The organism is Faecalicatena sp., from assembly GCF_058819085.1.
The window spans coordinates 1-13,218 of record NZ_JBZUUL010000025.1 but is presented as its reverse complement, the minus strand read 5'-3'; the positions used below and the strand labels follow the sequence as shown (position 1 = coordinate 13,218).

General features: G+C 44.1%; 10 protein-coding genes. 1 reads left to right on the top strand and 9 read right to left on the bottom strand.

The features are described 5' to 3' along the window. Window positions 1–23 precede the first annotated feature (23 nt). The 3 genes from AC4OGX_RS12600 to AC4OGX_RS12590 form a co-directional block, all read right to left on the bottom strand. Complete coding sequence (locus AC4OGX_RS12600; RefSeq protein WP_493330891.1) at window positions 24–2,543, bottom strand: alpha-L-rhamnosidase; 2,520 nt, start codon at window positions 2,541–2,543, stop codon at window positions 24–26. Between the two features lie 390 nt (window positions 2,544–2,933). Next, the gene (gene feoB / locus AC4OGX_RS12595; RefSeq protein ID WP_493330890.1) at window positions 2,934–5,078 is read right to left on the bottom strand and encodes a ferrous iron transport protein B; all 2,145 of its coding nucleotides are present in this window, start codon (window positions 5,076–5,078) and stop codon (window positions 2,934–2,936) included. 1 nt (window position 5,079) lies between these two features. Next, the gene (locus AC4OGX_RS12590; RefSeq protein ID WP_493330888.1) at window positions 5,080–5,325 is read right to left on the bottom strand and encodes a FeoA family protein; all 246 of its coding nucleotides are present in this window, start codon (window positions 5,323–5,325) and stop codon (window positions 5,080–5,082) included. A gap of 128 nt (window positions 5,326–5,453) precedes the next feature. Here AC4OGX_RS12590 and AC4OGX_RS12585 point away from each other — a divergent pair, with 128 nt between their 5' ends. Beyond that, a complete protein-coding gene (locus AC4OGX_RS12585; RefSeq protein WP_493330886.1) occupies window positions 5,454–5,894 on the top strand; it encodes a metal-dependent transcriptional regulator in 441 nt (146 codons plus the stop codon). On the opposite strand, the gene AC4OGX_RS12580 is transcribed toward AC4OGX_RS12585, so the two are convergent. The 6 genes from AC4OGX_RS12580 to AC4OGX_RS12555 all read right to left on the bottom strand — a co-directional run. Then, on the bottom strand, window positions 5,846–6,985 hold the full coding sequence (locus AC4OGX_RS12580; RefSeq protein WP_493330884.1) for an aromatic acid exporter family protein: 1,140 nt from the start codon (window positions 6,983–6,985) through the stop codon (window positions 5,846–5,848). The two genes, AC4OGX_RS12585 and AC4OGX_RS12580, sit on opposite strands and share 49 nt — an antisense overlap. A gap of 136 nt (window positions 6,986–7,121) precedes the next feature. Continuing rightward, on the bottom strand, window positions 7,122–7,871 hold the full coding sequence (locus tag AC4OGX_RS12575) for a helix-turn-helix domain-containing protein (RefSeq protein WP_493330882.1): 750 nt from the start codon (window positions 7,869–7,871) through the stop codon (window positions 7,122–7,124). A 52-nt stretch (window positions 7,872–7,923) separates the two neighbouring features. After that, window positions 7,924–9,537: a recombinase family protein gene (locus AC4OGX_RS12570; protein ID WP_493330881.1), complete on the bottom strand. Its 1,614-nt coding sequence runs from the start codon at window positions 9,535–9,537 to the stop codon at window positions 7,924–7,926. Between the two features lie 111 nt (window positions 9,538–9,648). Further along, window positions 9,649–9,981, bottom strand: a complete 333-nt coding sequence (locus AC4OGX_RS12565; protein WP_493330880.1) for a hypothetical protein — start codon at window positions 9,979–9,981, stop codon at window positions 9,649–9,651. Between the two features lie 889 nt (window positions 9,982–10,870). Further along, a complete protein-coding gene (locus AC4OGX_RS12560; protein WP_493330879.1) occupies window positions 10,871–12,085 on the bottom strand; it encodes a replication initiation factor domain-containing protein in 1,215 nt (404 codons plus the stop codon). Between the two features lie 421 nt (window positions 12,086–12,506). Then, on the bottom strand, window positions 12,507–13,218 hold a 712-nt coding region (locus AC4OGX_RS12555; protein ID WP_493330877.1), incomplete at its 5' end, for an LPXTG cell wall anchor domain-containing protein.

The window sequence follows — 13,218 nt, the reverse complement described above, 5'->3', positions numbered from 1 at the left end:
GGATTCCTTTCCCCCAAAATGTCTTATCTTACAAACTGATAGGTTCCTGCTCCAAGATCGATACTTTTTCCATCCGGAAATCTCATCACTGCACTGGCATCAAACGGAATCTGTACCTCATATGTCACGGTCCCGTCATTTTGACAGTTCCACTTACTCTCATAGATTCCTGCCGCCGTATCCAGCCTGCATTCGGCGTATTTTAATCTCTGGTCTGGATGCGGTTCGATCACCGCCTTTCTGAACCCCGGAGCAAGCGGACGGATCCCGCACACGTCACCATACATCCATGCCTCAATGCTTCCATAGCTGTAGTGGTTTAGACTGTTCATTCCTTCCTCACTGATCCTTCCGTCCGGAAGCACAGAGTCCCATCTCTCCCAGATCGTTGTGGCACCAAGGTTGACACAATACAACCACCCCGGAAATTCCTCATTCAAAAGCAGGTCTACAGCCATGTCATGATGTCCTGTATGGGTAAGCGCAGGGCTAAGAAGCGTTGTCCCCACAAATCCGGTATTGAGATGTACCCCATTCTGCTTTACCATTTTCTCCAGTCTTTTGCCTTCTTCTGCCCTGTTTTCCGGTATCAGGCCAAATTCAATGGCAATCGCTGACCCGGTCTGTGTCCTTAATATACAGCAGCCATCCTCATCAAAATACGTCTCCTGTATCGCCTTAAGAATCTCTTCGGCTAGTTTTCCATATTCCCGTGCATCCTTTTGATATTGCTCACCGGTCAAGCTTTCTGCTGCCTTGGAAACTATTTTCGCACCTTTGTAATAATAAGCACTTGCAATAAATAACGGGTCCGTCGCCCCGAATGGCCCTGGCTGTTCATTATCCAGTGCCAGCCAGTCCGCAAAATGAAAACCGTCCTTGATCAGATGAGGGCCTCCCAATGCTTCTTCTCTTTTTCGTTGGCAGTCGACCCATGCCTTCATTCCCGGGTAGCACTCCTTAAGCAGGGTCCTGCTGCCATAATGCAGATACACATTCCACGGGATGATCACCCCTGCATCCGCCCACGGACAGGCCCCGTGCTCTGCCACCATCCCCTGCTTGAGCCTGGGCACAACATTGGGCACGGAGCCATCCAAAACGCTCTGTTCCGAACGCATGTCCCACAGATATTTTCTGTAAAAAGCCGGCATGAACATGTTATAGCATGCTGTCTCCGAAAAGACCTGAGCGTCACCTGTCCAGCCCAGACGTTCATCCCTCTGTGGACAGTCGGTAGGCACATCTAGGAAATTATCCTTCTGACTCCAAAGTGCATTTGAGAACAGCTGGTTCACTTTTTGGTCTCCCGTCGTAATCCATCCCGTCTGGTCAAAATCACTTCTTAAATGATATGCTGTAAAATCCCTTTCCTCTACGGGCTCCTCACATTCTACCTTCATAAAACGGAATCCATAAAATGTAAAATGAGGTCTGACATGAGCCCTTTTCCCGTTAGATATATAGGTAAATTCTGTCTTTGCAGTTCTCAGATTATCATGATAAAAACAGCCGTCCTGCATGATCTCCGATGCCGTCAGTTTGATCTTTGTTCCTGCCGAAAGATGACAGTCAAATTCCACCCATCCCGTCAGGTTCTGTCCAAAGTCAAACACCAATTCATTTCTCGGAGTCCTGATCACTTCCCTCACATGAAAACATTCTTTTTTCACGATAGGAAGGCTGTATCTGTCTGACAGCTCTCCGCATTTTTCCGGTCTGCATACAGTTACTTGTTCCCAGTCCTGGTTCCCCTCCAGGCGCGCATCATAGACCTCCCCATCATAGATATTACTAAAGATGACCGGAGAAGCCTTGCTCTTCCAGCTCTCATCCGTACACAAAAGTGTCTCTGTGCCATCCGCATGCTCCATATAAAGCTCTCCGATCGCATAACACCGGTCACCATACAGGTCGGTATGTCCTCCGTCGAATCCCAGCCTGCCCTTAAACCATCCGTCCCCTAGCCAGATCTGGATCTCATTCGTTCCTGTTTTCAGATATTTCGTCACATCATAAGTCTGTACCTGAAGATGAAAATCATAGGAGTGATAACCAGGTGCAAGGAATTCATCCCCTGCCTTTTTCCCATTGATGTAAACCTCATAGACACCAAGGCCGCATAGATATAATCTGGCATTGACAGCCTCTTTACTGATGACAAATTTCCTGGCAAGAATCGGCTGTACGGACTTCTCAAGCTTTGGAGTGATCCACTTCCCCTGCCAGGGTTCCTCCATTTTCCCTGTCTCAAACCAGCTTTCTTCAAAGACACTCTCCTGATCATCCGCTGTTACACAGACGGACCACTGATATCTTGTACGAGGTAACAGATCCATGTCCACATGGTAGTCCATGCTGTCCGCAGACATATCTTCTCCGCTGTCAAAGAGCACATCTTCTCCCTTTTTCACCTTAATCCTGGCTGACTTTTGATATTTAGCACTTCCTGCCTCTTCTACCTTCCACGAAAAACTCAGCGGAGCTGTTTGGAACCCCATCGGTGTCTCCACATGATTTACTCTAAGCTGCGTTAATTTCATCCTGTATCTCCTCCTTGTCCTCTGTCACGATCTTAATCCTCGGTTTATTTTTCGATAGTATATATCAAGACACGATCCCGGTTCTTTTATGCTATCCTTATTTTAAGAGCCGTTTTCTTAAAATACCACTTCATAAATTTATATAAATCCGACATTTTCTAAGATGATGAGAGAGCTTTTCCTTTTTGCAGGACGCCAGCCGGAAGCAATCTGCCCATTTTGATGAAATATAAAGGCCGGGCATATCAATGAAAGGCTATTCAAAATTCTGCTTTGAATTAGGAACAGCAGTTTTCAAACAGCCTTTCCTCCGTCTCTATGCCCCGGCCAGTATCATATGAACACTTACCCTATAAACACTTACCCCATGAATACTTATCTCATGAACACTTATCTCATGAACAGAGCTGCCGTCTGAGCAACCAAAAAACAGATCAGCATTCCCGCCAAGGTAGGGATCAGCAGTGCCACAGCTGTCCATTTCCAGCTTCCTGTTTCTTTTTTTATCGTAAGAAGTGTTGTCGCACAGGGCCAGTGCATCAGCGAAAACAGCATGGTGCATACCGCTGTCACCCAGGTCCAGCCATGACTGACAAACAGCGTTCTCATTTGCGACAGATCCCCCAGCTCCAGGATGCTTCCCTGGGACATGTAGGCCATGATGATGATCGGGATGACGATTTCATTTGCCGGAAGGCCCAAAATGAATGCGATCAGTATCACACCATCCAGTCCAAACAGCTTTGCAAACGGGTCAAACATTGCTGCACAATAGTTCAGCAGGCTCTGATTCCCGATAAAAATATTAGCCGAGGCCCATATAAGAAGCCCTGCCGGGGCAGCCGCTATAACTGCACGCCCCAGGACAAAGAGAGTCCTGTCAAACACAGAGCGCACGATCACCTTGCCGACCTGGGGCCTGCGGTAGGGCGGCAGCTCCAGGGTAAAGGAGGAGGTCACGCCCTTTAGGATGGTTTTGGACAGCAGCCAGGATACCAGAAATGTCATTCCCACACCTAAAAGAATCACCAGAGTCAGAAAAAATGCAGACAAAAGCGACGCACCCGCACCGCCTCGTGTCCCGATAAAAAACATCGTGATCATAGCGATCAAAGTCGGAAAACGCCCGTTACACGGAACAAAACAATTGGTCAGAATCGCAATGAGCCTTTCCCTTGGTGAATCAATGATCCGGCAGCCCGTCACTCCAACCGCATTACAGCCGAATCCCATACACATGGTTAAGGCCTGTTTTCCACATGCACAGCATTTTTTAAAAGGTTTATCCAGATTGTAGGCAATGCGAGGAAGATATCCTGCATCCTCCAGCAGGGTGAACAGCGGGAAAAAGATCGCCATCGGAGGAAGCATGACGGAAATTACCCAGGCAAGGACACGGTATACGCCCAGAACCAGCATTCCGTGAAGCCATGGAGGTGCACCCAGGTACTGAAACAGGCGTGTCAACTGATCCTGAATCTGAAAAAGGGCTTTTGACAGAACCTGGGACGGGTAATTTGCGCCCACGATCGTCAGCCACAAAATCCCCATAAGCAGTACCACCATAATCGGATAGCCTAAGCGCCTGCCCGTTAATATCTGGTCGATTTTCCGGTCTCTCGCATCAGGGCGCTCCTGAACACACTCTACGGCCCCGCTGCTTATCCTCTCCGCTGTCAGCATGACTGAAGATACGATTTCCTCTTCCAGACCTGACTTATCAAAGCCCTCATCCGCCAGTTTCTTTTTTGCATCGGATAAGCCCTCCTTTACGGATGGTATCTGGGAAATATCTTTTCCCAGGTAAGACTGCACCTGTTCCCCTAAAACCGTATCGTAATCCAGAAGTTTCAAGGCAAGCCACCGGGGATCCAGACGGATCTTCCTGCCCTTCTCCAGCCTTTTTAGTGCCTCAGATACGATCGGCTCCAGGACCGCAAGAGCCTCTTCCAGAGCATCCGGGTATCGTACCAGATATCTCTCACATTTTACGGCTCCTGCTGGCTCAACGCTGGCAGCCCTTACCTCGCCCTCTATTGAATGCATCATCTGATCCAGTTCATGAAGCAGCTCATCTAAGCCTTTTTTGTCCCGTGCAACCATTCCAACGACCGGAACACCAAGCTGCCCTGCAAATACATCCAGCTTTACACGGATTCCTTTTTTCTCTGCTTCATCCATCAGATTGACGCAGACGATCACCCGGTCTGTGATCTCCATTGTCTGAAGCACAAGGTTCAGATTCCTCTCCAGGCAGGTCGCATCACAGACAACAACTACTGCGTCCGCATCTCCGAAGCAGATAAAATCCCGTGCAACCTCTTCCTCTGCAGAATGCGCCATCAGGGAATAGGTCCCCGGAATATCAACCAGCCGATACGAATATTCTTCTGTGTGGCAGTATCCTACTGCATTCGCAACCGTCTTCCCCGGCCAGTTCCCTGTATGCTGATGCATATTTGTCAGACTGTTAAAAACCGTGCTCTTTCCTACATTTGGATTTCCCGCGATCGCAATTACTTTTTCTCTGGACATCTCATGCTCCCTCCGGCATCTGTATCATAATTTTTCTTAAATCCTCCGAACGGATAGCGATCACTGCTCCGCGTACTAAAAATGCATACGGGTCCCCACCCGGGCTTTTCCCTACACACTCCACCTGTGTCCCTTTTACCAGTCCGATATCCAAAAGGCGTCTGTGGATACTTTCATCCGTCTTTAATTCTTGAATGACTGCTTTCTGCCCCGGCTGTATGTCATATAAACTGTGTTCCTTTTTCATAAGCGTCACCGCCTTGTCATAGAATTTAGGATAAGGAAACTTTCTTTCCTGCTTCTATAATATTAAAGATTTGAAAAAGTGTGACTGATCTGAAACAGGAGTTTTTCAAAGAACAGGAGAAACGATTCATGGACGATAGAAATGATTTTTATACGCAAAAAGGATATGAGCTTCATAATACCGATGATCTTACCGCCTCCATGGAGGATTATCTGGAAATGATCTGCCGGATGTTGAAGAGGCAGAGCATTGTCCGGATCCAGGAATTATCTGCGCAGCTGCATGTAAAACCCTCTTCCGCCTCAAAGATGGTCAATGCTTTGAAGGAAAGAGGGTATCTTTCATTTGAAAAGTATGGGTATCTGACTGTGACCCCCAAAGGCCGTGAAGCAGGAAATTATCTGCTTTACAGGCACGATGTCCTGCATGATTTCCTCTGCTTTTTGAATCATTCAGAAAATGAATTAGAACAGGTAGAAAAAATCGAACATTATATTGACAGAAGGACGGTTGATAATCTTCAGGCATTACTGGAAGAGCTGCGTTTCTCTACAGCCTTTTTCCAATAGATCTGAAACTGCGTGTCATCAATGCATTCCACAAACTGACGTTTGAACTGTAAAAACTCTTCCAGATCCATCAGGATGTGATACAGGACAGCCCGGCCTTCAAATTCCTCACGGGTACGCGGCAGCTCCTGCTGCTCCATATCCTCAAACAGCTCCTTAAGACGCCTTAGCTGTTTATCCGGGTCATTCATCTCTGTCACATGCTCCACCAGGTACCGGATGAATCCGGCAATGATCTTGGCCTGACCGGGCATTTTCCTGATCTTTTCTAACTCAGAGTGCAGGCTTTTCAGTGTCTTGCACTGCCTGGAACGCATCTCAAAGTAACGGCTGTAATAGCTGGTATGGGACTGGAACGTATTATACTGATAGATCCGTGAGCGCTCCTGATATTCCTCCAGCCTCTGCTCAAGCCGGTCTAGTCTGGCCCAGACGGAATCCCTTAGCTGTTCGTCTTTTTCCGGGATCTGGTGTCTATCCGACAGATCACAGGCCAGCTTTTCTAAAACCTCCCTGAAATCAGCTTCTACATCACGGATGCCGCTGACAATTCGCTCCCTCTGTCTGCCATTATGTTGAAACAGATTGACGATCACCGCGATCAAAATGCCGATCATCAGGATCAGAAACTCATTTAATATGAAGGAAATACTGAAATCCCGGGTCGATAAAAAGTGAGTGCCGATCACCGCATTTACAGATGCCGTCACCCTCCAGCCGATCCAGTCGCTGAATATTATCAGAAAAAATACAAACACGGCAAACGCTGCACCGTCATCCAGCCCCTGCACGAATACGATGCGGCATAAAACAACAGCCATGACAAACGTCCCGATGCGGGCTGCTGAGAGTTTTAATGTCTCCCACCTTGTGGTCAATATGGTCAGAAGGGTCACCATTCCCGCCGAGGCGGCGAATTCCAAATGTAAAGCAGATGCCGCAAATATAGCTGTGCCGCTTCCTATGGCGATTCTCAGTGCACGGATAAACGTATCTCTTGTGAAGCCGCTTTTAAACGTATTTCTGAACATCTCTCTGAATCTTTCTCTAAATCTGTCTCTCAAGCGGTTCTTAGGTTCATTTTGTCTCACGCTTCTTGTCTCCTCCCTATTTCTACCATTATCATTTCCCTTTTTCCCGCCTCGTATCCAATCTGCTCTTCCCTCTGCTTTCTTTTTGAATCAAAGCAAATATGCTAATTCTGCTTTCCTGCGCCCTTATATTCTCTTATTTGATATGAGTTCCCACCATAGTAAAGAAATCCACCAATGGTCTCCACAGATCCGGGTGATGCTCCAAAAGGAATGCCCTGATCGTCTCTTTTGCGATCCCCTGATAGTATAGAAGCTCATTCACTCCCTTCGGCTGTTCTGCGATTACCGTCTTTCCACAGGCTGCAACTCCCACCGCAATCTCTTTTCCGTAGACGGCAACCCCGCCTGCATAGATCCCGACTGCCGCCGAACCCACAGCCAGAACTCCAAATGCCAAAGCCCCGGCCGCACCAATGCCTACAGCCATCGCCCCCAGTGCCAGCAGCCCAAAGGCAAAACAGCCCAGCGAGAAGACACCTACAGATATCACGCCGAGGCTGATCACCCCAACGGCTATATTTCCGATCGCAATAATGCCCTTCGCCACACATTTTTTGCCAAGTCTGCGTGAAAATTTGATGGATACGAGAGGAATCCCCCCGATTGTTGTCTTACTCGTGTACTCATATCCGCGGATATAGCTGCGGATTTCTTCTACCGTCTCCTCAAGCTCAGCCTGCCGGGGATTTTCAGCCTGTTTCAAATGTCCGGACCGCCTGGAATCTCCTGACTGACTGGAATTTTCAACCTGTTCAGCTTCTGTCCCTTCCCCGGCCTCCCTGCCCTGTATCCCTGGATTCTTTTGCTCCTCTTCTATATAATCTTTGACCAGATAGTCGACACTCACATCAAAGATTTCGGAAAGCGTGATGATCTTCGCCAATTCTGGAAGAGCAATTCCGGTTTCCCTTAGTTAAAGATATGAACCCTCTTTATCAGTCTACTTTTCCAATAAATCGGTAGTATATCTCAATTTCCTGTATTCTTTCGTTATCCTCATTCGTTGTTGCTTCGTGAATGAGTATTTTTTCTATCATTGCATTTAATAACGGTGCTGTCAGTTCTTTTGGTACAGAATACTCTTTGATTAACTCAATCCACTTTTCAGCACCTATCATATCCTGTTCCATTTTACTTAGTTCTTCTCTTAGGTTGGTTATCTGCTGTTCCAGTTCTATCTGTTCCTTTTGATATTTTCCCGACAGCATAATGAAGTTTCGTTCCGTTATCTTCTCACAGGCTCTATCTTCATACATTTTCGCAAACAGACGGTCAATTTCATTTTGTCGGTTCTCGACTTTCTTTAATGCACTTGCCTTTTTCTTCTTTTCCCGTATTCGCTCTGCATTGCCGACTTTCTGTATCTTGTTCAATACCTTTTCTTCGTCCTGCTGTACTGCCTTAGCCCAATACTGCAATCGCTCCAATACGGCTTGATACAGCACATCATAGCGGATATAGTGCATAGAACAATAACCTTTGCCAAACTGTCCGTAGAAACTGCAAGCATAATAACTGTAAGGTGTCTTATTTGCTGTATTCGTTCCAAACCTCATAGACCAGCCACAATCCGCACACTTGACAAGCCCTGCAAATATCGGCGTTGCCTTTTCCTTTGTCTGTCTGCGTCTTGATTTTATCTGCTCCTGCACACGATAGAACACTTCTTTGTCAATAATCGGCTCATGCGTGTTTTCTACTCGAAACCATTCACTTTCGGGCTTACGCACTTTCTTCTTACTCTTGAACGATACCGTAGACTGCATATTGTGAACGCTGTTTCCTATATAAACCTCACTTTTCAATATCGCCTTGACATGAGCAATCGTCCACTCGTAACGCTTGCTTTCGGGTTTGCCCTCAAAGATATGTGCAAAAGTACCATACCTTGTAAAATTCAGCCATGACGCTGTCGGAACTTTTTCTTCTCGCAGTATCTTTGTGATTTTGGCACTTCCATAACCTTGATAAGCTAGGGAGAAGATTTTTTCAACAATCCATTTTGTTTCATCATCAATCAGCAGTTTGCCTTTGATGTCAGGGTGTTTCTTATATCCTAACGGAGCATAAGCACCATAATGAGCACCCTCTGCAAATTTCGTCCTAAAGGCAGATTTTACTTTACGGCTTGTATCTCTAGCTACCCATTCATTGATGATGTTCTTAAATGGTGCAATCTCGCTTTCGCCTTTTTCGCTGTCCACACCGTCGTCAATCGCTATGTAACGGACATTATGACTGGGGAAATACAATTCTGTATATTGTCCTGTCATAATATAATTTCTGCCAAGTCGAGAAAGGTCTTTCGTTACAACACAGTTGATTTTTCCTGCCTCTATATCCTCAATCATTCTTTGAAAACTCGGTCTTTCAAAATTTGTTCCCGACCAGCCGTCATCAATATATTCATCAATCACGTTCAAATGATGTTCTTTTGCATATAAACGCAACATACTTCTCTGTGTGGTAATGCTGGAGCTTTCGCCCTGTAATTCATCATCTCGGCTCAACCTAAGATAAAGTGCAGTATTGTAAATCTGTTGTTTCATTGTCAGTTATCCTCCTTTATAACTAACCCGTGTTTACAATACCTGCTTGCAAGTAAAGTATAGCACGGGTTCTTTTTATCATTCAATCTATTTCTTACAACTGCACCGATTTTATGCGATTGTCTGCTTTGCTTTTTCCAGCATGACATCAGTTAGAAGTTCTTCCATTGTCTTTCCCTTTTCGGAAAAATGCTCTTTTACAACAATCTTTGTCTTTCCTCTGTTGCCAATGCCACCTTTGTTATTTTTCTTTTGAATTGTTTTTACAGTATCAGCAATAACACATACCCCCTTCCGTAAAATTTTTCTAAGCAATTCAACGGCTTTTGTCATAGCCCACAGGAGTTCCACCTCTGCATAGTTCTTATGTAGCCGTACCCATTGCGTGCGACGCTCGGAGCGTTCAGGCTGTGGCTGTACGGGAGTATCATTATCTGACAGCACAGGTCGTGACGATAAAAGAGAACAAGTCTTTTACAGGAACACAAACAATATTCGCTCGCTTTTGCAGGGAAAAGGTCATGGCGTATTTGTTTCAACGGCTCGCTGCCTGTCAAACGTATTGAATTGCTTTATTCAGTTGTCAAAGAACACGAAAGAAGAAAATCATTCCCTTTTCACTACTATCTGTACAGCAAACGTCCCTTTGCTAAGTTGGAATAGAAAAAAGTTCAAAAATCTTTTCCTGCACCATATAGGGATAGAAATTGTCATTTTGTTAAGTTGATGATGAAAAAAGATTGTTTTTTTCACACCCTAACTACCCATGTCATACCGTTACTGCCAACTATGGAATGAAATATTTTCTTTACTCCATATAGGGAACGGAAACCATAAATTGTTAAGTTGAAAATAAAGTATTTTCTTCTTTTCACACCAATACTCAACTGCTACTGCCTGTTTGAATACAAAATGAGGATATTTTTTTCTCTTTTCATAGAACACTGTCCACTAATCATGAATCTCTGTCATTTTTCCAAAACTTTTTTCTTCTTTCACATCATATAGGGACAGCAATCCCCGATTTAATGACTTATTTTCGAAAAAAGTTTAGATTTCCTCAACTTCACTCCATATAAGGAATAGAAACCTTGTTTTGTTGCAGATTTTCAAAATAATTTCAATTTCTTCTTACACTCCGTATCTGTACGCCAAATAAAGATTTAATGACCTCACTTCAAAAATAGTTAGATTTTCCTTTCTCGCACCATATCTGTACACAAGTAACCGTATTGTTGCAGATTTGATGAAAAAGGTTCATTTTTCTTTCTTCACTCCGCATAGGGAATGAAAATAGTTATTTGCTGACTAAATCTGAAATTTTCTAATCACATTAAAAAATACCGTCATTCTCTTGTGGAACAGCGGTATCTATACGTTCTTCTATGGTTGATTTTTCTAACTGTAATAGGTGCTTATGTTTTTCTTTGAGTTCTGCCTGCTCAATCATATCTTTCAGTATCGTTGTATGATTCTCCCTGTCTAATGCCTGTACCATTTTTATCGTAGGTGCGACCTGTCTTTGTAGCCAATGCAATGCTTTTTGTAAAGTGTAAGGCTCTGGCTTTGTGGTTAAGCGTATCGGCTCTCTGTTTTCCCCTACAAACCAAGCCCAATCATCATTTGTTTTCCATTGACTTTTTGGCTTGTCGTCCTCTCTATCAACAAAGCGTACATAATGATTGATAATAGAAAAAGCGGTGCGTTCAGCGTCCCGATAGGTCAGTAAATCTACAACCGCATAATAGGCTCGCTCATTCTTCATACGTATTTCAAAACGGTTCTTTATTTCCGTATCTTCAACTTCTATGCCATTCTTGACGTACTGCTCATAATTCTTCTGATAAGCACACATATATAATTCACTACTTGTTGAGCCTAGATATATGGTTTCGCCTGTGTTCTTTGGTGTATCGCTACCGCATTTCTCTGTACCGCTGTAATCTTTCTGCATACGGAAATAGGAAACACATTCGCCTGCTTTATATTTTGCCTTTAACTTTGGAATGTCTAATATTCCTGCTCGGTCATTGATAGCCAAATCAAGCCGTTTCATCACACCACCAGCCGTCATACAATCCAGCATGAAGTCATACCATGAGCGTTCCTGTGCCCATAGATAACATTCCATTTGACGACAGCCTTTGCCTTTCAATTCCAATAACACACCTAAATGTTCTTGCATGGAACACATGATATTGATGTCACCAAGTACATATTTGCTTTCATATCCGTATTTTCCATAATCTTCATAAAGCATATAATCTGCTTTCAGTTGTAATACATCACGGATAATCGCCAATGCGTCCGTAGTAGGAAAGCGAACACGGAAGTAATCAACCAATAAGAATAATGGTTTTTTTGGATTGAAACGCTCAATCTGTTTTTCCAATATTTCTTTCAATTCTTCCGTCAATGGAAGTTTTCCCTTTTCAATGCGGTTATAATACTCACGACTAATACCACAAGCAACAGCAAGTCTTGTTTGTGTTACTCCGTACTCCTCACGTTTTTGTCTTAATGTTTCAATAAAGTTTTTATCATTCATTTTTAAATTCCTCCAATCAAAAAGGCAACTACCATGTACTGATAATTGCCTATACTTAAATTTCTTCAAAAGAAAAAGACAATCAACTTCTTGTTTGAAATCAACTGCCTTTCTTATGTCTTATTCAATTTTTCAAAGTGATAATGGCATAATTTATATCACGCCATGTAAAATGCGATTTTACCTTATAAATACAGCGTTTTCCGCCTGCTAGTGTATAGTGTTTCTTGTTTCTTGTGCCCCCCTTGTTAGATAACGGGGGCTTTGAACGGCTCGCAGGCTCGCCCAACCGATGGAGTGAACCAGCCCCTCGCCAGCAAGCTGGCGAGGGGCTGGTTCACTCCAACGGTATAAAAATTGCTTATGATAACACACAACAGCCTGTTATCTCTTTATCTTTCCATGTTTTTAAAGAAACACCTTATTTATGCTCTAAGGCTTTCTTTTTCTTAAATACCGCTAGAATTGCGATACCTAATGCACTGATGACTAATAAAGAAGTGAATAGACCTACATTTGTCTGATCGCCTGTTTTTGGATTGCCTGTATTGTTTATTTTATCTCCACCGTTATTCGGCTTTTTCTCTTTATCCGTATTTGGTGTTGATATTTTTCTCTCTTTGACTGTGACTTTAATCGTCTTAGTATAGGATGCTCCTTGGCTGTCTGTTACCTTGTAGGTTACTTCATATACCCCAGCTTTGGTTGTATCCACCTCATTCTTCACAACTTCGAGATTTGCTGTAATGTCACCGTCTTCCTTATCGCTTGCTGTTACATCTGCTTTTGGGTCAAAGGTATCACCGACTGTAATTGTTTTATCGGTCGCTGTGATAATTGGTGCTTCGTTCAGTGTTTCCATCTTCGGATTCACTGTAACCTGAATTGTTGTTGTATAGGATGCTCCTTGGCTGTCTGTTACCTTGTAGGTTACTTCATATACCCCAGCTTTGGTTGTATCCACCTCATTCTTCACAACTTCGAGATCTGCTGTGATGTCACCGTCTTCCTTATCGCTTGCTGTTACATCTGCTTTTAGGTCAAAGGTATCACCGACTGTAATTGTTTTATCGGTCGCTGTGATAATTGGTGCTTCGTTCAGTGTTTCCATCTTCGGATTCACTGTAACCTGA